Raw genomic sequence first — 20826 nt, 5'->3', positions numbered from 1 at the left:
CAGTGGTCTAGTCCACTTAGCGTGAAGGCAGCGCCGCCGCGCCGTCACCCATCGAGGAGACCGCTATGTTCAGGCGCAGACTCGTCGCGGTCGCGACAGCCCTCCTGACGGCAGCCGCCGTCGCGGCACCGGCCTCGCAGGCCGCACCGCAGTCGGACATCGGCGCGCGGGCGATCACCAACCGCGTCGTCGGCTACTTCGTGCAGTGGGGTGTCTACCAGCGCAATTACCACGTCAAGAACATCCGCACCTCCGGTTCGGCCGGCAAGCTGACGCACATCAACTACGCGTTCGGCAACGTCTCCGGCGGACGTTGCGTCCTCGGTGACACCTACGCCGACTACGACAGGTTCTACGACGCGGCGTCCTCTGTGGACGGTACGTCGGACAGCTGGGACACGGGCGCCCTGCGCGGCAACTTCAACCAGTTGCGCAAGCTCAAGAAGCTCAACCCCGGTCTCAAGGTGCTGTTCTCGTTCGGCGGCTGGACCTGGTCAGGAGGCTTCCCGGCGGCAGCGGCGAGCCCGAGCGCGGCGGCGGCGTTCGCGGACTCCTGCTACAAGCTCGTCGAGGACCCGCGCTGGGCGGACGTGTTCGACGGCATCGACATCGACTGGGAGTACCCCAACGCGTGCGGGCTCTCCTGCGACACCAGCGGTTTCAACTCGTTCAAGACGCTGATGCAGGCCGTGCGCAACCGCTTCGGCGGCAACAACCTCGTGACCGCGGCGATCACCGCGGACGCCTCGACCGGCGGCAAGATCGACAAGGCGGACTACGCCGGTGCCGCGCAGTACGTGAACTGGTACAACCCGATGACGTACGACTTCTTCGGCGCCTGGGCCGCGCAGGGTCCGACCGCCCCGCACTCGCCGCTGACCAGCTACACCGGCATCCCGCAGCAGGGCTTCAACACCGACGCGGCGATCCAGAAGCTCAAGAGCAAGGGCATCCCCGCCAACAAGCTGCTGCTGGGCCTCGGTTTCTACGGCCGCGGCTGGACGGGCGTCACCCAGTCGGCACCCGGCGGTACGGCGACAGGCCCCGCGCCCGGCACCTACGAGCAGGGCATCGAGGACTACAAGGTGCTCAAGGGCCGTTGCCCGGCCAACGGCACCGTCGCCGGCACCGCGTACGCCAAGTGCGGCAGCCAGTGGTGGAGCTACGACACCCCGGCCACGGTCCGCGGCAAGGTCTCGTGGGCCGGCGGGCAGAACCTGGGTGGCGTGTTCTTCTGGGAGCTCTCCGGTGACACGGCCAACGGCGAGCTGATCAGCGCGATCCGTTCCGGTATCGGTTGAGCAGACTGAAACCCGTGGCCGGACGCCGTCCGGTCACGGGTTTCACGAGATCAGCAGCCGCTCGACTCGATGATCACTTCCCAGGAGCCGCCGCCCCAGTCGGCGAAGCCCACGGCGCAGTTGTCGCCCGGCGAGTAGACCATGTTGCCGTAGTGCCGGCCGGGGGCGGTCGACGAAGCGAAGCGGACGAGCTTGTCCCGGTCCCTGTCCTGCACCGTCATCTCCAGGTTGGGAGTGCCGCCCGCGAAGTTCGGGGTCTCGATCCAGTTCGTCTTGCACGTGCTGGAGTAGTACAGGATGAACGTGCCCTTCGAGGTCGACTTCCGGCCGGCCTCCGACCGGCCCCCGCAGCCGCTGTCGTACGGGTCCTTGCCGTCGCAGCCGGTGCCGCTGCAGGTCGCCGCGGCGGAGAGCGGAGCCTGCGCCGGAGCGGCGTTCGCGACGGCCGTGACACCACCGAGCAGCGCAATGGACAGGCCGGCGGTCGCGGCCGCACTGGCCAGCAACTTCTTCCCCATTTGGTATCTCCCTCAGAGGTGGACATCCCCGTGCGACCCGAGTTCCGGTCGCGGGCAAGATGCTGGCCACGCCGCCTTGCACGATCCTTGTCGAAAGCTAGGACAACCTGCTCATCCGCGCGGACGATGTGCGGGTGGACGCACTCGAACACCTGCGCCGCCTCTGTCTCGCACTCCCAGAGGTGACGGAACGCCCGAGCCACGGCGAGCCGACGTGGTTCGTCCGCGGCAAGAAGACCTTCGTGATGTTCGCCGACCACCACCACGACGACCGCAGGGCGTTCTGGTGCGCAGCGGGCCCGGACGTTCAGCAGACACTCGTCGCCCAGGCGCCGGAGAGCTACTTCCGGCCGCCCTACGTCGGTCACCGCGGCTGGCTCGGCGTCTACCTCGACGTCCCCGTCGACTGGGGCGTCATCGCGGACCTCGTCGAGGACGCCTATCGGGTGACTGCCCCGAAGGCGCTGGTCGTGCAACTCGACGATCGAGTTGCCGACCTGCCTGACCTGTCGCAGTCTTCCGCGCATGGCGACCTGTGACGTCTGTGGCAACGAGTACTGGATGGCCTTCGAGGTGCGCACCGTCGGCGGCGGGGTGCACACGTTCGACAGCTTCGAGTGCGCGATCCAGCGCCTCGCCCCGCGCTGCGAGCACTGCGACTGCCGCGTGATCGGGCACGGCGTCGAGGTGGAGGGCCGCTTCTTCTGCTGTGCCCACTGCGCGCGCTCGGCGTCCGCCGACCTGGGCGCGATGATCCGGGACACGGTCGGGGCCCACCCCGGTTAACGGAGCACCAGCTCGAGGCTGAGCGGCACGGGCGGCGGCAGCGCGTCCGTGCCGGTTCGGAACGACTCCAGCAGGTAGGCGACCAGGCGCCGGGATGCGGCCGTCGCCACGTCCACCGGCGCTGCGGCCAGCCCGTTGTTGGCCAGGAGCACCAACGTCAGGTCGTGCGGTGAGAAGTCCGGCCGCAGGTGCCCGCTGTCCTTCGCCCGCTGCACCAAAGCGGCGAACGCGCTCCACGTCCGGTTCCGCACCTCGGAGTGCAGCTCGGGAAACGTCGAGACGAACGCCGCCATGAACCCGCGGTCGGACGCCTGCAGCAGACACACCTTTTCGATCACCGTGCAGAAGCCTCGCCACGGATCAGGATCCGCCAGCGCCTCTTCGACGACGGCCTGGCAGTGCGCGAACTGCTCGGTGAACGCCTCCACGACCAGCGACTCCTTGGTGGGGAAGCGCCGGTACAGGGTGGCGACCCCGACGCCCGCCTTCCGCGCGATCGCGGCCATCGGCACGTCCAGCCCTCGTTCGGCGAACAGCTCCCGCGCGACGGCCAGCACCCGCGCGCGGTTCTCCCGTGCGTCGGCACGCATCTGAGAGGTTTCGGCGGTCATTTCTTCTCATTTCGAAGCCAAGTGGACGGTGCCCTCCACTTACGAGGCTACGTTGGTGCCATGAACTTCAAGGGACCGTTGGCCCGCAACGTGAACAAGGCGATGGTCGGGCTGCGCAACGCGCCGCTCGTGGGCAAGCTGGTGCGCAAGGGGATCACCGTCGTGTCCTACACGGGACGGCGTTCCGGCAAGACCTTCAGCACTCCGGTCGGTTACCAGCGCAAGGGCGAGGTCGTCGACATCCAGGTGATGATGCCGGACGACAAGACGTGGTGGCGCAACTTCAGTGGTGAGGGCGGTCCGCTCACTCTTGAGCTCGATGGTGTGCAACGGACCGGACATGCGACATCGCACCGTGACGAGCGAGGTCGCGTCACGGTGCGAGTGCAACTTTAGGTGGCTGATGGGCGGCTTGGCGACGTAGCGTCGGCATGTGCCGGAAGAAGGAGAGATCATCGCCGGGCGCTACCGGCTGCTGTCGCTGATCGGGCAAGGGTCCATGGGGGTGGTCTGGCAGGCACGCGACGAGGAGCTCGACCGCGTGATCGCGGTGAAGCTGCTCAAGGCGGACCGGCGGTCCCATGACGCGGTGGCGCGGATGCTGCGTGAGGGCCGGCTTGCGGCGCGGCTGCGGCACCCGCACGCGATCAGGGTGTTCGACGTCGTCGAGCACCACGGCGAGCCCTGCCTGGTGCAGGAGTACCTCCCTTCCCGCAGCCTCGCGGCGCTGATCGCCGAACGCGGCGCGCTCCCCGCGAACGTGGTCGCGGACGTGGGCAGGCAGATCGCCGCTGCTCTGGCGGCCGCGCACGCCGAGGGCATCGTGCACCGGGACATCTCGACGTCCAACGTCCTGATCGCCGAGGACGGCATCGCGAAGATCACCGACTTCGGCATCGCCCGCGCGGTCGGCGAGGGCACGGTGACCGATGCCCGCGTGATCGTCGGTACACCGGCTTTCCTCGCACCAGAGGTGGCCGCGGGTGAAACGGCGACGTTCGCCTCGGACGTGTTCTCCCTCGGTGCGACCCTCTACACGGCGCTGGAGGGCACACCACCGTTCGGGGTGGACGAGAACCCCTACGCACTGCTGCAGCGCGTGGTTCGCGCGGAGGTCGCGCCGCCGCGATCGGGTGGCCCGCTCGGCGAGGTCCTGCTGCGCATCCTGCGTCGTGACGTGGCCGAACGCCCGACGATGGAAGAGGCCCACCGGCTGCTCAGCGCGACCGCGGAGGGACTGCCTCTGCCCGCGCCTCGCTCGGTGCCGGAAGAAGTGCCGGAGAAGGTGGCCGAGAAGAGCGGGACGCTGCTGCTTCCGCTGCGCCGGCGGAGGGCACGCCGCGTGATCGCGTTGGCGGTCGGCGCGGCCGTCCTCGTCGGCGGCGGCGTGGTGATCGGCACCATCGCGCAGGGCGACCGGAACGGCAACGCCCAGGCCGCCTCCACCACGATCACGACCACCTCAGCGCCCAAGACCGTCTGCGATGCCCGTTACGAGGTGACCAACTCGTGGCCAGGCGGCTACCAGGCTGAGGTGACGGTGCGCAACACCAGCTCGCGCGACCTCAGCGGCTGGACCGTCACGGGGCAGCTGCCCGCGGGACACGCCATCGGCAACCTGTGGAACGGCGTCCTGACGCAGAAAGCGACCGCGGTGACCGTCACCAACGCCGGCTACAACGCCGTGCTGCCCGCCGGCGGAACCACCACGTTCGGGTTCGTCGCCACCGGCCCGGAACCCGCCCGACCGGCCATGAGCTGCTCCACCGCCAACTGAGCTCACGGCTCGGGAACGATGACGACTTTGCCCAGCACGGTCCGCGACTCGGCCAGCGCCAGCGCGGCGGCCGCTTCCGACAGCGGGATCCGTGCGGCGATCTGCGGCGTCAGGACTCCGGAGGCGACGAGGCGCAGCACCTGCGTGAGGTCGTCGCGCAGACGTGCCCGGAACGCGGCGGGGCGGAACCGCTTGCCTGCCCAGAAGTTGTAGAAGCCCGCGCGCTTGCCGTTGGGCAGCAGGTTCCACAGCAGCAGGCGCCCGAACAGCTTCAGGACCGGCAGCATCGCGTTGCCCGGCTCGTCCTTCGTGGCCGCCGTGCCGTAGTTGACCAGCACACCGCCGCGGCGCAGCAGCTTCCACGACTCCCGCAGACCGTCGCCGCCGACGTGGTCGAACACCGCGTCGACACCGCCGGGCGCCAGTGAGCGGATCCGGTCGTACAGCTGCGGGTCGCGGTAGTCGACGGGGATCGCGCCGAGCTCGCGCACCGCGTCGTGGTGGCGCGCAGAGGCCGTGCCGATCACCGTCATGCCCGCGTGCCTCGCCAGCTGCACCAACGTCGAGCCGACGCCGCCGTTGGCGCCCAGCACGACGATCGTGTCGCCGCGCTCGACCTTCGCGGTGCGGTACATCATCTGCCATGCCGTGACCCCGTTGACCAGAACGGTTTCCGCGGCGGCGGCCTCGACCCCGTCCGGCACCGGCACCAGGTCGGCCGCCGCGACGATCAGGTGGCTGGCCCATCCGCCGACCTTGGTGACCGCGGCGAACCGCTGCTGCATCAGCGCGGCGTCCACGCCGGGCCCGACCGCGACGACCGTGCCCACCACGTCGTAGCCGGGCACGAACGGGAACGGCGGCTGGTCGAAGTACTTGCCCCGGCGCATCTGCTGCTCGGCGAACGAGACGCCGGTGGCGTCCATGCGCAGGACGACCTGGCCCTCGCCCGGCGCGGGCAGGTCGCGGACCTGCACCCGCAGGCCCTCCGGCTCGACGACACCCGGCAGGACGACCTCGGTGGCGATGGTGGCGTTCATCTGCTTGCTCCTCAGGCCTCGCTCGTGCTGACAGCCGTAAGCTAACGCCCGTAAGTCTACGAACGCAAGACCTAACACCGGTAAGCTTTCAGGTGTATGTTTACGCTCGTGACGACCGCAGAACCGCGCAAGCGCAACCGCCGGGGCGAAGGCGGCAAGCTGCGGGAAGAGATCATCGCCGCGGCCGTGGCGCTCCTGGACGAGGGCGGCGACGAACGCGCGGTCACGCTGCGCGCGGTCGCACGCAAGGCGGGCATCGCCGCGCCGTCGATCTACGCGCACTTCCCGGACCAGCCGTCCATCATGCTTGCGGTCGTCCAGCGGGAGATGGACCGGCTCGCGGTCGTCCTGGGCAAGGCCGACGAGAACGCCGGCACGGACGCGCGCACGCGACTCTTCGCCGTGTGCAACGCCTACCTGGACCTCGCCCGGGAACACCCGCAGCGCTACCGGATCATGTTCGGCGGCCTCTGGACACCGTCGGTGGACGACACCTCGATCTCCGACGCCGACCTGGAGTCACTGGGCGCAGAGGCGCTCACGCTGCTCGCCGACGTGCTCGGGGCCTGCGTGGCGCAAGGGATCGCACACGGCAGCGACGACCTCTACGGCGACGCGGTCGCGTTGTGGCTCGGGCTGCACGGCCTTGCGCACCAACGGGCCGTGGTGCGCAAGATGCCGGGACCGGCCGATGTCGCGGAACGGCTGATCACCGCACTGGCTCACCTGAAGTGAGCGTTGAACCCCGGACCTACTCGACGACCAGCACCAGCTTGCCGTCCCGGAAGAACGGGGTGAGGTTCCCGCGCGTGTCGACGGTGTGCACCCCTCGCGGTAAAACGGCCTCTATGGCCGTGAACGCGAGGATGTCCGACACACCGTGACGGCCGCGCAACGACCGTTGGCCCTGGAACCGCAGAGCGCGCCCCTCACGGCGGTACTGGTGAGCCTCAGCGGCAACGGAAGCGCCTGCGCGAAGCGCCTCCGGTCCTACGAGACGCCCGGACGAGGCGCCGCGCACCGCAACCCCGAAACCCTGTTCCACCAGCGTGTTCACCACTGCGTCCGACGGGGGCACGGGGACCTGGAAGGACATCGCGTGGTGCGACTCGACCTCGTGCACCACGACCGTCCTGGCCGTGGTCAGCAGCGTGTCGTGCAGCTCCAGTGCGATCTTCTCCGCTTCCCAGCGGTTCTCGTGCCCGGCGTCGACGCCGATGAAGGTGCTGGTCACCTGACCTCCACGAAGATCGGGTTGGTGTAGCACCACAGGTCCTCCCACGGGTTCGCGGCTCCCGGAGTGTCCGCCTGCGGTTCGAACGCGCCGCGGTTGCCGTCGGTTCCGCGCAATCGGAGGTAAAAAGGCTCTCGGACGTTGCGGAACGTGTGCGTGAAGACCGCATAGTGCCAGCGCGGCTCGTAGGATTGCTCGACCTTCACATGTGGCGTGGACAACGTTTCGGATGACGCCCGGCCGGTTACCGCACCCCTGATGAGGTCCAGACGGCGCAACCGCGGGATGAAGCCCGCGCTGTTCGGGCGGGTCGCCAAACGTGCCTTGACCAGCACCGTCACGTCGGATCCGCGTCGTACGCGCAGCCTTTCGCCCAGGGTCGCGCATCCGCCGGATGCGTAAACGTTGAACTGCAGGTCGTCGACCAGGCCGCCGTGCGACACCCAGGCCCGGCCCGCCCGCAGGCCCTCCATCACCCCGCCGCGCGTCCGGCGGGTCGCGCCCACGACGGTTCGCGAGAACTCGCACGGGAAGAAGTCGACGTACGGCGGCGACACCTGCGCGGGACCGACGTCGATCGGGTCGAGGTGCTTGCCGGTGAGGGTGAACTGGTCGCCGGGTTCGGGCACGCGGACGATCGTGTCGCGCGAGTTGAAGTGCGAGTCGGAGTTCGACGTGATCCACCAACCGAGACCCTCGGCGAGCAGCGAGTCCCAGACGCCGCCGAGCTTCGCCGTCATCCAGTCGAAGCCGCCGTAGGTCAGGTAGCCCTCGGGCGGGTACGGCGCGTAGGAGTTCGAACCGGGGCTGTTCGCGTAACCGCCGCGGTGGCCGCCGGGGCCGCGCAACGGGTCGCCGTCGCCCTGCGCACCGGGCGCGCCCTCCATGCCGACAACGATGTCCGGAGCCAGGTCGCGCATGTTCCGCAGCTCGTGGGGAGCCACGCGGCCGTTGCGCATCGGGTGGTTCACGAACACCAGCGCGGACTTCATGGTGCCGTTGCGGATCTTGGTCTGGAGCCAGCGGATCGCGTCGAGCGCCTTCTGCTCGTTGGCGGGGCTGGAGGCCTCCTGGCCGTTCAACCGCCAGTCGAACTGCCGCTCGAAGTCCCGCAGCACGCCGGCCTCGTCGCGGCAGTCCTCGAAGAAGAGGGTCGCGTGCTCGGCGCCGGGGACGTTCCACTCCATGCCGTGCCACAGCAGCAGGTGCGGGAACTTCCGCTGTGCCCGCTGGATGTCCGCGGCCGTCGCCTCGACGGAGTGCGCCTCGTGCGACGCGTGGCCGTGGTCGGTGATCACGAGCCAGTCCGTGCCGTGCCGCAACGCGCCGCGGATCTGCTGCTCGATCGTGTACATGCCGTCGTACGAGTACTGCGTGTGCGTGTGGTGGTCGCCGGAAAGCCAGTGGTAGCGCGAGGACGCCGACGCACGACCGGTGCCGAGCACTCCAGCCACACCCAGCACACTCGCGCCTTGCAGAAACCGCCTGCGGGCAACTTCGGACACGGCTGATCCTCCACGCGACTCGTCGGGTCCGTGGAGGCTAGGCCGATCGGGTGATACACAGGTGGCCGTGGCATGGCCGGTGGGCGAACAACGTCAGAGCGGGAGCAGGTGGAGCCAGTCGAGGAACGGCAGCGCTCCCGTGGCCTGCAAAGCCGCAAGTCCGAGCCACACCGACAGAATCGTCACGATCGGTCCGACGATGGCCATCTCGACCACACCGCCGGTCTTCATCCGCATGATCTTCGGTGGCGCCACCGGGAACCAGGTCTTGCCCATGATCGGCACCGGCCACAGCATCGGGCAGCCCTGCTCGGTGATCGCGTCACCGACGTAGTGCGCCACGCACCCGACACCGACCGCGATTCCGCACGCCGCTGCCGAAGCGTTCGTCTGCGCGGTCCACGCGATCATCGCCCACGTCACGCCCGCGGACACGACGGTGATCATCAGTGCGTCCTGCTTCGGGTTCCAGTCGTTCATGATCCCGCGCACCGCGAGGCCCGCGAACACGAACATGAGCACCGGCAGCGCCCACTTCTGGCTGTTCTGCACGACCGCGGTGGTGAACACGGCCGCGAACGCCGCGAAGACGAGGGTGTGCGTCAGTCCGCGATGTCCGCCGTCCCGCTTGGAATCCTTCTTCGTCTTCGTCGTCCGGTAGACGAAGCTGCTGACCGCGTTGATGCCCGCGGACAGGCCGCCGCTCAGTGCTCCGAACGTGCGGGAGATGGTCGAGCCGGGGTGGTCGAGGTCCGGCAGAAGTGCCGCCCCGGTGGCGAGAACCGCGCCAACGGCCCAGCTCTGCGGCGAAAGGTGGCCGATCGGGTGACTCGACGCGAGGGCGGTGACGGCGCTCCAGGCGAGCAGCCCGCTCATCGCATGTGTTGGCCCAGTTGACACTTACGCCCCTTCTGGTGATCACCCGACAGTGAAAACAGTAGTCGTTTGATGAACGTGCTCGGGGCGGAACCGGTTGAGTGTGCGCGCGGACCCGGCACGCTCTCGTGGTGGGCGAACTGGGGGAGGGTTACGGTTCGGGCAAACCAAGACGCAGAATCCGGCAGGCGGGAGCACGGGAGCCGCTCGACGGACTTCGACCCTGAATCGGTGTAACCAGGGTCGCAGGCACACCCGAGCGATTTACCAGTACGCTTGTCTTGCTTGCATCGTCGCGAGAGGAGCGCCCGGAGTTATGGGCAAGATCAAGGTTCAGGGCACCGTCGTCGAGCTCGACGGCGACGAGATGACCCGGATCATCTGGCAGTTCATCAAGGACAAGCTGATCCACCCGTACCTGGACGTCACTCTGGAGTACTACGACCTGGGCATCGAGCACCGGGACGCCACGGACGACCAGGTCACGATCGACGCCGCCAACGCCATCAAGAAGCACGGCGTCGGCGTCAAGTGCGCCACCATCACCCCCGACGAGGCGCGCGTCGAGGAGTTCGGCCTGAAGAAGATGTGGGTCTCGCCGAACGGCACGATCCGCAACATCCTCGGCGGTGTCGTCTTCCGCGAGCCGATCATCATCTCGAACGTCCCGCGTCTGGTCCCCGGCTGGACCAAGCCGATCATCATCGGCCGTCACGCGCACGGCGACCAGTACAAGGCCACCAACTTCAAGGTGCCGGGCGCCGGCAAGCTGACGATCACCTTCCAGCCCGAGGACGGCTCGGAGCCGATCGAGCACGTCGTCACCGAGTTCCCGGCGGAGGGCGGTGTGGCGATGGGCATGTACAACTACAACAAGTCCATCGAGGACTTCGCCCGCGCCTCGTTCTCCTACGGCCTGCAGCGGGGCTACCCCGTCTACATGTCCACGAAGAACACGATCCTGAAGGCCTACGACGGTGCCTTCAAGGACATCTTCCAGCGCGTGTTCGACGAGGAGTTCAAGGCGGAGTTCGACGCCAAGGGCCTCACCTACGAGCACCGCCTGATCGACGACATGGTCGCCGCGGCCATGAAGTGGGAGGGCGGCTACGTCTGGGCGTGCAAGAACTACGACGGTGACGTCCAGTCCGACACGGTCGCGCAGGGCTTCGGCTCGCTCGGCCTGATGACGTCGGTCCTGATGACGCCGGACGGCAAGACCGTCGAGGCCGAGGCCGCGCACGGCACCGTGACGCGTCACTTCCGCCAGCACCAGGCCGGCAAGCCGACCTCCACGAACCCCATCGCGTCGATCTTCGCGTGGACCCGCGGCCTCATGCACCGCGGCAAGCTGGACAACACCCCCGAGGTGATCCGCTTCGCCGAGGCGCTGGAGCAGGTCGTCATCGAGACGGTCGAGGCCGGTCAGATGACCAAGGACCTGGCGCTGCTGATCAGCCCGGACCAGGAGTGGCTGACCACCGAGGACTTCCTCGCCGCGCTGGACGAGAACCTCAAGAAGAAGATGGCGTCGTTCTGATCGCCTGATTTTTTGCGATGAAGGGCTCCTTCATCCACCTCACGTGGATGAAGGAGCCCTTCATCGTTTCCGCCGGTCACGCTGTGCTGGGTTGGGTCACCCGACCGGTTCCTCTTGCGGGTGGTTGCCGCGCCGAGGCGTCCTTTTGCGCCTTGCAGCCGCTATATCTGCTGGTCCAGGGCAGTGCGGTGTTCGGAGGCGGCGATGTTGGGTGTTCCGGTCAGGGGATTGATCGTGATTGGCGTGCTCGGGGTCGCCGGGGTGATGTACTTCGCGAACGGCGGCAAGCCGATGGGCAGCGACAAGGGCGGGCAGATCTGCAAGGTCACGGTGACCGCGGACATCCTCAACGTCCGGTCCGGTCCTGGCGACATGCAGCCGATCGTCTCGACGATGCAGCGCGACGCCGTCGCGGACGCCCAGCCGCGGGTCGAGAACGGGTACCGGATGCTGAGCGACCGCCGGTGGGTGAGCACCCAGTTCGTCGCGTTGACCAGCGATTCCAACTGCACCTGAGGCCTCGCCGGAAGTTCGAGGTGTTTCCCGGCAGGGGAAGCCCTTCCCCGGCCGCGTGGCCCTCCATAGGATTGAGCTGGCTGGAGTAGGCAGGACGGCCCAGAACGCGCCGCCACGTGTTCGAACTGCGTTGCGGCGAAGGGGCGTATCAGGTGGCGGTCACGAGTTCCGCGGTGTCCGACCGCAAGCGCGAGCTGACGGCTCTGCGGCGCGTGCTGGAGGAGGCCGCCGCCGGTGTGCCCTCGGTGGTGTGCGTCGAGGGCCGCGTGGGCCTGGGCAAGACGTCCGTGCTGGCCGAGACCGTGCGGATGGCCCGCGAGCTCGGCTTCGCGGTCTTCCGGGCGCAGTGCTCTGCCTCGGAGTCGGCGTTCCGGTTCGGCGTGGTCGCGCAGCTCTTCGAGAGCGAGGCCGACGAGATCCTCGGCACCGACGCCGACCAGCCGGTGATGCACCGGCTGCACCGCCTGGTCCGCGAGGTGTCGGCGGGGTCACCGGTGCTGCTGGCGGTGGACGACGTCGAGCAGGCCGATCTGCCGTCGTTGAACTTCCTCGCCTACCTGCGCAGACGGTTGGGCGAGCTGCCCGTGGTCGTGGTCGTCACGCGCGGGCTCGCCCTCGACGCGACGCCGTTGCTGCGCGAGGTGGTCGGTGACGCGCGCCGGGTCCGGCTCACCGGCCTCGACCAGCAGGCGTGCGGGCGGTTCCTGCGAGCGCTCTTCGCCGGCGGCGTCACCGACGAGGTGGTCGCCGACTGGCGGGTGGCGACCTGCGGCAACCCGTACCTCCTCGGGCTGCGTGCTCGCGACCTGGGCGAACGGGCCGGCGAGCTGGTCGCACGGCTCGCGCAGGCCGGGCCGCAGGTGGTGGCGCTGGCGCGGGCGTTCGCGGTGCTCGGCGAGGCGGACCTGGCACTGGCCGGTGCGGCGGCCGGGCTGGACCCGCGTGAGGCCGTGGACGCGTCACGGGCGTTGAGCGCCTTGGGTTTCGCGGGCGTGCCGATGGTGCTGACGACGTTGGCGCAGAGCACCACCGCATTGGACCGGGCGGCGATCCACGCCCGTGCCGCGCGGTTCCGGTACGACGACCAGGCGCCGGTCGACGACGTGGCGGGGCACCTGCTGGAGTCCGCGCCGATCGGCGCGGACTGGGTGCGGAACGTGCTGCGCGCCGCCGCTCGGCAGTCCACTTCGGACAGAGCGATCGCCTGTCTGCGCAGGCTTCTGCGCGAACCGCTGCCGGACGACCTGCGCGGCGAGGTGCTGGTCGAGCTGAGCGAGGCGCAGTCCCTGGTCGACCCCGGTGCGGCCCTGGCGTCGTTGACCAAGGCGGCTTCCGCGTCGATGGACGTGCTGGCCGAGGGACGGATGGCGTTGCTGCTCGCCTGCGACCTGGCCGGGCGGCGGAGGTACCGCGACGCGGTGGCGAAGATCGAGTCGGTGATCGCGCGGGTGTCCGGTGTGGACGCGGACCTGGCTCAACGGCTGGACCTGTACGCGTTGTCGCTCGGCATGGAGGAGTCGTTCTTCTCCGGTGAGGTCGAGACGCGGATCGCCCGGTTGAGCGGCGCGCGGATGACCTCGGCGCGCAACGAGCGGTTCCTCAACGCGGTGCTGGCGTTCCGGGGCGCCACGATCGGCGCGAACCCCGGCGAGACGAGGCGGCGGGTGCAGTCGTCGTTGCCGTTGCACATCGGGCGCGACCTGATCGACCAGTTCTCGTTCGCGCACCTGATCGTGGCGTTGATCGGCATCGACGAGTACGAGCAGGCGGACCGGCAGTGCGAGGAGGCGCTGCGCGTGACGGCCGAGCGCGATCTGGCCGTGTGCGCGGCGTTGGCGCAGGCGCTGCGGTGTCACGTGGCGCGCCGGCTGGGGTCGTTGCCGGACGCGGAACGGCTCGGCATGACGTCGCTGGAGAAGCTCGACGCGTTGGGTGCCAACCAGGACGGCAACGCCGTGATAGCGGTGGCCGGCCTCGTCGGCGCGTGGGTGGACACCGGTGACGTGGGGTCGGCGCTGCGGCTCGTGCGGGAACGCGAACTGGACGGCGACCTGCCCGAATACACCCATTACCACGCGCTTCTGCACCAGCGCGGCCGTCTGCACCTGGCTCTCGGTGACCCGGCTTCCGCGCTGCGCGACCACCTCGACTGCGGCCGCCGCATGGAACGTCGTGGTGCCCGCAACCCGTCCTTGCAGCCGTGGCGTACGCACGCGGCGTTGGCGCACATGGCATTGGGGGAGAGGGATCACGCCGTGCGCCTCGCCGCGCAGGAGCTGGAGCTGGCTCGCGACTGGGGACTCGCCGTGCCGATCGGGGTGGCCCTGCGGGCTTCCGGTGTCGTGACGGGGAGTGCGGACCTGCTGGAGGAGGCCGTCTCGACGTTGCGGTCCACTTCGGCACGGCTGGAGCTCGCGCGGGCGTTGGTCGACCTGGGTGTCGCGCTGCGGGCGGGCGGGCGTGGCCCGGAGGCGCTGGCGGCGTTGCGGCAGGGTCACGACCTGGCGAAGAGGTGCGGTGCGATCCCGTTGATGGGCGTCGCGGCACGAGAGCTGCGCGCGGCGGGAGGCCGTCCGTCCCGCACGCCGTCCGGTTCGGTGCTGACCGCGCAGGAGGACCACATCGTGCGCAGGGCGGTGCTCGGCCTGACCAACCGGCAAATCGCGGCGGAGTTGTTCGTGACGCCACGAGCCGTTGAACTGCATCTGACGCGTGCGTATCGAAAACTGGGAATTTCCGGCCGCCGCGACCTGGCGGCGGCATTGGAAAAGGCCGGCGCGTGAGGGCGACGCCGGCCATTCCGGTGAAGTGCTACTTGAGGACGATGATGCCCGACGCGACGATCTTGCCGTCGACCTTCCTGCCGTTGACGTTCACCGACGCGCCGGCCTTCAGCTCGCCCGACACGACGGTCTTCTTGAGGTCGTAGTCCACGTCCACGGTCGTCGAGGCGTCGACGCGAACCTTGACGGACTTGCCCTTGACGACCGCGACGACCTCGCCGGTCACGTTCGCCGACGCCTCGGCCGACTGCGACGTCGCCGGCGCGGCCGTGGCCTGGGCGGCCCCGCCGAAGAGCGCGGCGGTGGCGGCGAGACCGACGAGAACACCCTTGATCGCGTTCATTTCTTCTCCTTGCTGCTTCCGTGCTCGGGGAGATTTCCTGGGCCCGTGGAAAATCTCGCAAATGGTGCTCCGCGTGCTCAAGGGTCCGGTGCGAAGAATTCGTGTTCGCCGAAGCCGCGGTTTGCGTTGGTCAACGACTTCGGTGGCGTGTGGCAAACTGGTGGCATGCTGCGGAACATGTTTCGGTGGGGCCGGGCCAAGGCCGTCACCCAGTGCTCCTGCGAGCCGGAGTGGCAGGGCCTCTACACCGAGCTGGACGGCCAGCGCCAGCTCGCGCTGCCCCGCGACGAGATGGCGACGATCGTCGGCTACCTGGACCTGACCGCGCACTGCGCCGGCTGCGGCGCGGAGTACCCGAAGCCCTGGGGCCTGGCCTCTCGGTAGGCTCCTCCGTCGTGCTCACGGTCTCCACGATCAACGTCAACGGTCTGCGCGCCGCCGCCAAGAAGGGCTACCTGGCCTGGCTGGCGTCTTCGTCCGCCGACGTGGTGTGCCTGCAGGAAGTCCGCGCGGAACCGGACGAGCTGCCTCTTGACGTCCACTCGCCTGCCGGCTGGCACGGCGTGTACGCCCCGTCGACGTTGAAGGGCCGCGCGGGCGTGGGCATTCTCTCGCGCGTTGAGCCGACCTCTGTCCGTGTGGGCTTCGGCGCCTCCGAGTTCGAGAGCAGCGGCCGGTACGTGGAGATCGAGCTGCCGGGCGTCGTCGTGGCGTCCCTGTACCTGCCGTCCGGCGACGTCGGCACCGAGAAGCAGGACGAGAAGGACCGCTTCATGGCGGCCTTCCTGCCGTACCTGGTGTCGCTGCGGGAGAAGGCGGCCGTGTCGGGCCGTGAGGTGCTCGTGTGTGGTGACTGGAACATCGCGCACCGTCCCGAAGACCTGAAGGCCTGGAAGACCAACCAGAAGTCGTCCGGGTTCCTGCCGTACGAGCGGGAGTGGATGTCGTCGGTGTTCTCGTCCGGGTACACCGACGTGATGCGGTCGCTGCACCCGGACGCGGTCGGGCCGTACTCGTGGTGGTCGTACCGCGGCAAGGCGTTCGACAACGACTCGGGCTGGCGGATCGACTACCAGGTGGCCACGGACGGGCTGGCCGCGCGGGCTCGGAGCGCCGTGGTGGAACGCGCCGCGACGTACGCCGAGCGCTGGTCGGACCACGCCCCGGTCACCGTCGTCTACTCCGACTGACCCAGCCCGACCACTGGCACCTTTGACTGGCCCGGCTGTGTTGATCTTGATGAAGGGCTCCTTCATCCACCCCAGGTTCAGGAAGGGTCCCTTCATCGACAACGCTCGCCGCGTGGGCACGCTCTCATCGGGCATATCGGGCGGGCTGGACTTTGCCGGGGCCCTGCACGTGGGGTCGATGAAGGAGCCCTTCATCCCGAACTTGCACACCGCGCAGGCTCGGAGCGCTGTGGTCGAGAGGGCCGCGACGTACGCCGAGCGCTGGTCGGACCATGCCCCGGTCACCGTCGTCTAGTCCGACTGAACCAGCCCGACCAGCCTTTATCGCTCCCGTCCCCCGCCTGACCGCTCGATTTCACCTGCCGGCTCCCCGAATCTGAACATGATTCACCATCGATGAGATCGGGGGCGGCTCATGGCGGGCTTCAGCAGGCGTTCGTTCCTCCTGGCGATGGGCGTGGGCGCGGCAGGCGTGCCGCTCCTGGACCCGCAAGCGATTGCGTCCACCGCCGGCACCACCCTCGAAACGGCGGCCGCACCCGTCGGCACCAGCGGTTACCGCAGGCTCGCCGCCGGACCCGGCTGGCCCACCGTCGTGCGCGGCGACCTCGTCCAGGCCAAGGCGGGCCGGGAGGCGCGGCGCCGGACGTTGACGAGCTTCGTGCAGTTCAGCGACATGCACATCTGCGACGCCCAGAGCCCGCTGCGGTTCGAGTACCTGCATCCGATCATGGGCTCCAGCGCGCACCGGCCGCAGGAGGCGCTCACGGCGCAGGGGTCGACGTCGCTCGTCAAGCGGGTCAACGCGGTCAAGAACGGTCCGTTGACCGGCAGGCCCTTCGACTTCCTCATGACGACCGGCGACAACACGGACAACCACGAGAACATCGAGCTGGACTGGTTCCTCACGATCCTCAACGGCGGCCGCATCACGCCGAACACCGGCGACAGCCGCTACGAGGGCGTGCAGAACTCGGGCATCAGGACGTTCTGGCAGCCGGACATGGCAGGCAGCGACGACTACAAGGCCGCGGGATTCCCGCAGCTCAGCGGATTGCTCGACGCGGCGGTCGGGGAGTTCACCAGCCCCGGCCTGAACATCCCGTGGTACTCGACGATCGGCAACCACGACGACAGCGTCGTGGGCGCCCTGCCGGACGGGCTGCTCGACAGCTGGTACACCGGCCGCAAGAAGATCGTCGGGTTCGGCGACCCCGTGCAGAACGCCAAGGTCGCGCAGGCGTTCAACGACCCCAACGCCGTTCCGGAAGCGATGACCATCCTGGCGAGCGGCGGCGTCGTCCGGACCGTCACGCCCGACGACAGGCGACGGCTGTTCGACACCGGTGAGTTCGTGCGCAAGCACTTGCCGACGGGCGGGCACGGGTACACGGACGCCAACGCGGACGGCAAAGACGTCTTCTACACGTTCCGGATGGCACCCGGCGTCACCGGCATCAGCATGGACACCACGAACCTCGCCGGGTTCTCGACGGGCTCGATCGGCCTGCACCAGCTCAACTGGATCGAGAAGATCCTCAAGCGCAACAGTTCGCTCTACTACGACTGGCTCGGCCTGCCGCAGCGGCAGAACGTCACCGACGAGCTGTTCGTCCTGTTCAGTCATCACACGAGCACGACGATGGGCAACTTGCTGCCGGACAAGCGCCGCCCGCTGGACCCGCGCATGAACGGCGATGCGCTCGTCGGCCTGCTGCACCGGTTCCCCAACGTGCTGGCGTGGGTGAACGGGCACACGCACCGCAACGTGATCACACCGCACCGGCACGACACGCCGGGCAGAAGCTTCTGGGAGATCAACACCGCCGCCCACGTCGACTACCCGCAGCACGCCCGTGTGATCGAGGTGGCGGACAACGGGGACGGCACGTTGTCGTTGTTCACTACGCTGTTGGAGGCAGACGCTCCGTACCAGGTGGACTACGACGACAGGTCTGACACGGCGCTGGCGAGCCTGTGCCGGGAGTTCACCTACAACGACATTCACATGCGGACGAACCCTCTGGGCACGCCGTTGGATCGGAACACGGAGCTGCTCGTCGCGGTGAGGTGAACCCGAATTCGCAGGTGCACCAAGGCGACTGGACCGATGGTTGGTCGCGTGACCGACTGTTTGACCGTTTAACTACCTGGCGCCAGCTGCGATCATGGTGGGGATGAACGAGTCTCGCGGACCTGCTGATGCGATTCGCGCAGCCGTGCAGCAGTTCGGGGAGATCGCCGGGCGACAGCCGGACGGTGTCACCGGCGTACGCGCCGCCGAAGGTGGCGGTTGGTCCATTTTGGTCGATGTCGTCGAGCTGGAACGCGTGCCCGCCAGCACAAGCGTGCTCGCCACCTACCGGGTCGACGTCGATCGCGATGGCGTCCTGCAGTCCTACGAACGGCTGCGGCGATACACCAGAGGTGCCACCGACCACTGACCCCAGGGGGCTGCTGTGGAGAGCACATCGAGCTCGCTCGCCGACGTGCTGGAGCGCGTGCTCGACAAGGGTGTCGTGATCGTCGGCGACATCGCGGTGAACGTCGTCGACATCGAGCTGCTCACCCTCAGGGTCAGGCTCTTCATCGCGTCCGCCCAGACGGCGCGCGAGATGGGCATGGACTGGTGGACCGGCGACCCGTTCTTCGCGCCCCACAGCGCACGTGCGGAGCTCGACAGACGGACAACCGGGTTGGAGGCCGCAGCGAAGGCGCCGGAGGCGGTCCATGAGCGGTGAGCGTGGCCTCTGCGCCTACGCGATCACCCGTGGCACGCGGTGGGACCTGGTCGGTCTCCCGGAGCTGCGTGCGGCCGGACCGCCCGAACTGATCAGGCACGACGGACTGGCGCTCGTCGTGACCGAGGTGGACACGGCGTTGTTCGGTGGGCTGGACGCCGAGGAACCGGCGGAGGACGGCCTGCTGGCCAAGCTCGTGCGCGACCACGACGCCATCGTCCGCGCCGTGTTCGAGCACGAACCCGTGCTGCCGCTGCGGTTCGGCACGGTCGTCGCGGACGAACCGGCGGCGCGCAGGCTGTTGTCCTCCTCGTGCGACGAGGTCACCCGCTGGCTGGACCGCGTCGCCGGGCACCGCGAGTGGGGCGTGCGGGTGGATCACGGGGCGCAGCCGGTGGAGGAGACGCCGCTGACCGGGCTGTCCGGCGCGGACTACCTGCGCAGGCGCCGGCAGAGCCGCCTGGACGGGCGGCAGCTGAAGGACCACCAGGCCGAGGCCGCACAGGCGCTGCACTCGGCGTTGGCCGGCCTCGCGACCGATGCCGTCCACCGGACCCAACGGCCACAGACGCTGCTCGACGCCGCTTACCTCGTGCAGGAGGCGAACGAGGACGCCTTCCGGCGCGCGGCCGCCGAGCTGGGCGAGGAGGCACGCGGCCGGGGTGCGACCGTGCACGCCACCGGTCCGTGGCCGCCCTACTCGTTCACGCGCCTGGAGCTGGGAGTCGCCGGATGACCGAGAACACCTTGGTCGATCTGCTGGACCGGATCGTCGACAGCGGTGCGGTCGTCACCGGTGACGTGATCATCACGCTGGCCGGCATCGACCTGATCCGGCTCGACCTGCGCCTGCTGCTGGTCGGCATCGACGAGTCGCTGCGATGACCGGTGCCAGGGTTCCCGCCGACGCGGGCAAGGGCCTCGGCCGGATCGTGCTGGCCGTGCTGGAGATCCTCGAGGAGTTGCTGGAACGCCAGGCGATCAGGCGGATGGACGCCGGGTCGCTCACCGAAGACGAGATCGAACGGCTCGGCCAGGCGTTGATCGCGTTGCGCCGCCAGTTCGCCGAGCTGCGTGCCGTGCTCGAAGTCCATCCGGAAAGGACCGAACTGTGACCGCTCCAGCCATCCCGGCGTCCGGTGGCCTCGCCGAAGCGCTGAACATCCTGCTGGACAAGGGACTCGTCATCGACGCGACGATCAGGGTCTCCGTGATCGGAATCGAGATCCTGACCATCGAGGCCAAGATCGTGATCGCCAGCGTCGACACCTACATCCGCTACCTCGAGGCCATGCAACGCCTGGACGCCACCCGGCGTGCGATTTCCGGCGCCGTACCGCCACCCGGTACGCAGGGCATCCTCGGCACGCACGGCATCCTGCCGCTCACCGCGCCCGTGGCGGCCGCGGTCATGCCGGCTGCGGCCGTGCCGGCCGACACCGTGGAACGGGTCGAGGTGGGGGCACCGGAACGGCAGCCGTGAGCCTGCATCTGTTCGGCGTCGTGCGCGCGACGCACGAGGTGCCTGCCGACCGGAACGTCCGGCTCGTCGTGCTGGACGATCTCGCCGCCGCGGTCCGCGAGGCGCCGGTGGCGGCGATGCCCCACTTCGAGGCGCTGTCCGCGCTGGTCACCACGGGCCCCGTGGTGCCGGTGGTGTTCGGCACGCTGGCCGAGAACGAGGACGCGGTTCGGTCGGACGTGCTGGCACCGAGGGCGGACGACCTGCGCGCTCAGCTCGATCGGCTGGCCGACGTCGTCGAGGTGCACGTCTACCTGCGGCTCGGTGCGTGGACCAGCGCGGACACCGCGTTGGAGCCGGTCAGCGCACTGGCGGAGCAGGCCGTCGAGCTGCCTTCGGAGCGGCAGGAGGTCCGCAGGGCGTTCCTGGTGCCACGCCGGCAGCTGGCCACGGCGCGGCAGGCAGCCGAGAAGGCGGGCGGGAGGTTCGCAGGCCCGCTGCCCGCGTTCAGCTTCCTGGACACCCGGCAGGCGCCGGCGTCGCGCTGGGGCTGGTGAGCGGCCCAACTGGGAACTTGGTCACACCGCTGGAGGGGCGAACAGG

At 69.0% G+C, this 20826-nt stretch carries 27 protein-coding genes; 20 read left to right on the top strand and 7 right to left on the bottom strand.

Translation table 11 applies throughout. The annotated features are described in order from the left end of the window. Positions 1–65 precede the first annotated feature (65 nt). Positions 66–1301 (top strand): glycoside hydrolase family 18 protein, encoded by a 1236-nt coding sequence (locus ABZV40_RS01960; protein WP_355434328.1) that lies wholly within the window; start codon positions 66–68, stop codon positions 1299–1301. A gap of 50 nt (positions 1302–1351) precedes the next feature. Here the strand turns inward: ABZV40_RS01960 and ABZV40_RS01955 are convergent, their stop codons facing one another. Beyond that, positions 1352–1819, bottom strand: coding sequence for a DUF2690 domain-containing protein (locus ABZV40_RS01955; protein WP_355434325.1), 468 nt, complete (start codon positions 1817–1819; stop codon positions 1352–1354). A gap of 134 nt (positions 1820–1953) precedes the next feature. Here ABZV40_RS01955 and ABZV40_RS01950 point away from each other — a divergent pair, with 134 nt between their 5' ends. Together ABZV40_RS01950 and ABZV40_RS01945 are read left to right on the top strand one after the other, a co-directional pair. Continuing rightward, positions 1954–2358, top strand: coding sequence for an MmcQ/YjbR family DNA-binding protein (locus tag ABZV40_RS01950; protein WP_355434322.1), 405 nt, complete (start codon positions 1954–1956; stop codon positions 2356–2358). Continuing rightward, positions 2345–2605 (top strand): Prokaryotic metallothionein, encoded by a 261-nt coding sequence (locus ABZV40_RS01945; RefSeq protein WP_355434319.1) that lies wholly within the window; start codon positions 2345–2347, stop codon positions 2603–2605. The genes ABZV40_RS01950 and ABZV40_RS01945 overlap by 14 nt, the downstream gene beginning before the upstream one ends. Here the strand turns inward: ABZV40_RS01945 and ABZV40_RS01940 are convergent. After that, positions 2602–3216: a helix-turn-helix domain-containing protein gene (locus tag ABZV40_RS01940; protein ID WP_355434316.1), complete on the bottom strand. Its 615-nt coding sequence runs from the start codon at positions 3214–3216 to the stop codon at positions 2602–2604. The two genes, ABZV40_RS01945 and ABZV40_RS01940, sit on opposite strands and share 4 nt — an antisense overlap. A gap of 60 nt (positions 3217–3276) precedes the next feature. Between ABZV40_RS01940 and ABZV40_RS01935 the strand changes: the two genes are divergently transcribed. Then, the gene (locus ABZV40_RS01935) at positions 3277–3612 is read left to right on the top strand and encodes a hypothetical protein (protein ID WP_355434313.1); all 336 of its coding nucleotides are present in this window, start codon (positions 3277–3279) and stop codon (positions 3610–3612) included. Between the two features lie 37 nt (positions 3613–3649). Continuing rightward, the gene (locus ABZV40_RS01930; RefSeq protein ID WP_355434310.1) at positions 3650–4993 is read left to right on the top strand and encodes a protein kinase; all 1344 of its coding nucleotides are present in this window, start codon (positions 3650–3652) and stop codon (positions 4991–4993) included. Positions 4994–4995: 2 nt separating this feature from the next. Here the strand turns inward: ABZV40_RS01930 and ABZV40_RS01925 are convergent, their stop codons facing one another. Continuing rightward, on the bottom strand, positions 4996–6033 hold the full coding sequence (locus ABZV40_RS01925) for a medium chain dehydrogenase/reductase family protein (protein WP_355434307.1): 1038 nt from the start codon (positions 6031–6033) through the stop codon (positions 4996–4998). A 108-nt stretch (positions 6034–6141) separates the two neighbouring features. On the opposite strand from ABZV40_RS01925, the gene ABZV40_RS01920 reads away from it, so the two are divergent. Beyond that, positions 6142–6768: a TetR/AcrR family transcriptional regulator gene (locus ABZV40_RS01920; protein ID WP_355434304.1), complete on the top strand. Its 627-nt coding sequence runs from the start codon at positions 6142–6144 to the stop codon at positions 6766–6768. A gap of 16 nt (positions 6769–6784) precedes the next feature. Here the strand turns inward: ABZV40_RS01920 and ABZV40_RS01915 are convergent, their stop codons facing one another. From ABZV40_RS01915 to ABZV40_RS01905, 3 genes are all read right to left on the bottom strand, one after another. Continuing rightward, on the bottom strand, positions 6785–7267 hold the full coding sequence (locus ABZV40_RS01915) for a hypothetical protein (RefSeq protein ID WP_355434301.1): 483 nt from the start codon (positions 7265–7267) through the stop codon (positions 6785–6787). Continuing rightward, positions 7264–8730 (bottom strand): PHP domain-containing protein, encoded by a 1467-nt coding sequence (locus ABZV40_RS01910; protein WP_355434959.1) that lies wholly within the window; start codon positions 8728–8730, stop codon positions 7264–7266. Before ABZV40_RS01910 ends, ABZV40_RS01915 begins: the two co-directional genes overlap by 4 nt. Positions 8731–8865: 135 nt before the next feature. Beyond that, positions 8866–9672, bottom strand: coding sequence for a metal-dependent hydrolase (locus tag ABZV40_RS01905; protein ID WP_355434298.1), 807 nt, complete (start codon positions 9670–9672; stop codon positions 8866–8868). Positions 9673–9964: 292 nt separating this feature from the next. Here ABZV40_RS01905 and ABZV40_RS01900 point away from each other — a divergent pair, with 292 nt between their 5' ends. From ABZV40_RS01900 to ABZV40_RS01890, 3 genes are all read left to right on the top strand, one after another. Further along, complete coding sequence (locus tag ABZV40_RS01900; RefSeq protein ID WP_355434295.1) at positions 9965–11188, top strand: NADP-dependent isocitrate dehydrogenase; 1224 nt, start codon at positions 9965–9967, stop codon at positions 11186–11188. A gap of 234 nt (positions 11189–11422) precedes the next feature. Continuing rightward, positions 11423–11704 (top strand): SH3 domain-containing protein, encoded by a 282-nt coding sequence (locus ABZV40_RS01895; protein ID WP_355434292.1) that lies wholly within the window; start codon positions 11423–11425, stop codon positions 11702–11704. Between the two features lie 152 nt (positions 11705–11856). Continuing rightward, on the top strand, positions 11857–14487 hold the full coding sequence (locus ABZV40_RS01890; protein WP_355434289.1) for an AAA family ATPase: 2631 nt from the start codon (positions 11857–11859) through the stop codon (positions 14485–14487). A gap of 28 nt (positions 14488–14515) precedes the next feature. On the opposite strand, the gene ABZV40_RS01885 is transcribed toward ABZV40_RS01890, so the two are convergent. Further along, complete coding sequence (locus ABZV40_RS01885; RefSeq protein WP_355434286.1) at positions 14516–14830, bottom strand: hypothetical protein; 315 nt, start codon at positions 14828–14830, stop codon at positions 14516–14518. A 165-nt stretch (positions 14831–14995) separates the two neighbouring features. On the opposite strand from ABZV40_RS01885, the gene ABZV40_RS01880 reads away from it, so the two are divergent. The 11 genes from ABZV40_RS01880 to ABZV40_RS01830 all read left to right on the top strand — a co-directional run bounded on the left by ABZV40_RS01880 (position 14996) and on the right by ABZV40_RS01830 (position 20780). Continuing rightward, complete coding sequence (locus ABZV40_RS01880) at positions 14996–15214, top strand: hypothetical protein (protein ID WP_355434283.1); 219 nt, start codon at positions 14996–14998, stop codon at positions 15212–15214. Between the two features lie 11 nt (positions 15215–15225). Further along, positions 15226–16020, top strand: a complete 795-nt coding sequence (locus ABZV40_RS01875) for an exodeoxyribonuclease III (protein ID WP_355434280.1) — start codon at positions 15226–15228, stop codon at positions 16018–16020. Positions 16021–16069: 49 nt separating this feature from the next. After that, positions 16070–16315: a hypothetical protein gene (locus ABZV40_RS01870; protein WP_355434277.1), complete on the top strand. Its 246-nt coding sequence runs from the start codon at positions 16070–16072 to the stop codon at positions 16313–16315. Between the two features lie 120 nt (positions 16316–16435). Beyond that, the gene (locus tag ABZV40_RS01865) at positions 16436–18094 is read left to right on the top strand and encodes a TIGR03767 family metallophosphoesterase (RefSeq protein WP_355434275.1); all 1659 of its coding nucleotides are present in this window, start codon (positions 16436–16438) and stop codon (positions 18092–18094) included. A gap of 103 nt (positions 18095–18197) precedes the next feature. Next, positions 18198–18464: a gas vesicle protein GvpO gene (gvpO, locus tag ABZV40_RS01860; protein WP_355434272.1), complete on the top strand. Its 267-nt coding sequence runs from the start codon at positions 18198–18200 to the stop codon at positions 18462–18464. A gap of 15 nt (positions 18465–18479) precedes the next feature. Then, on the top strand, positions 18480–18761 hold the full coding sequence (locus ABZV40_RS01855) for a gas vesicle protein (RefSeq protein WP_355434269.1): 282 nt from the start codon (positions 18480–18482) through the stop codon (positions 18759–18761). Continuing rightward, positions 18751–19497 (top strand): GvpL/GvpF family gas vesicle protein, encoded by a 747-nt coding sequence (locus ABZV40_RS01850; RefSeq protein ID WP_355434266.1) that lies wholly within the window; start codon positions 18751–18753, stop codon positions 19495–19497. Before ABZV40_RS01855 ends, ABZV40_RS01850 begins: the two co-directional genes overlap by 11 nt. Then, positions 19494–19646, top strand: coding sequence for a gas vesicle protein GvpJ (gene gvpJ / locus ABZV40_RS01845; protein WP_355434263.1), 153 nt, complete (start codon positions 19494–19496; stop codon positions 19644–19646). The genes ABZV40_RS01850 and gvpJ (ABZV40_RS01845) overlap by 4 nt, the downstream gene beginning before the upstream one ends. After that, entirely contained in the window at positions 19643–19876 is a 234-nt protein-coding gene (locus ABZV40_RS01840; protein ID WP_355434260.1) for a gas vesicle protein K, read from the top strand. Before gvpJ (ABZV40_RS01845) ends, ABZV40_RS01840 begins: the two co-directional genes overlap by 4 nt. After that, the gene (gene gvpJ / locus ABZV40_RS01835) at positions 19873–20244 is read left to right on the top strand and encodes a gas vesicle protein GvpJ (protein WP_355434257.1); all 372 of its coding nucleotides are present in this window, start codon (positions 19873–19875) and stop codon (positions 20242–20244) included. Before ABZV40_RS01840 ends, gvpJ (ABZV40_RS01835) begins: the two co-directional genes overlap by 4 nt. Beyond that, positions 20241–20780: a GvpL/GvpF family gas vesicle protein gene (locus ABZV40_RS01830; RefSeq protein WP_355434254.1), complete on the top strand. Its 540-nt coding sequence runs from the start codon at positions 20241–20243 to the stop codon at positions 20778–20780. Before gvpJ (ABZV40_RS01835) ends, ABZV40_RS01830 begins: the two co-directional genes overlap by 4 nt. Positions 20781–20826: the final 46 nt, after the last annotated feature.

This window comes from Lentzea sp. NPDC004782, from assembly GCF_040609115.1.
Lineage (GTDB): Bacteria > Actinomycetota > Actinomycetes > Mycobacteriales > Pseudonocardiaceae > Lentzea.
The sequence above is the reverse complement of the archived record's forward strand: the minus strand, read 5'-3'. Positions and strand labels throughout refer to the sequence as shown.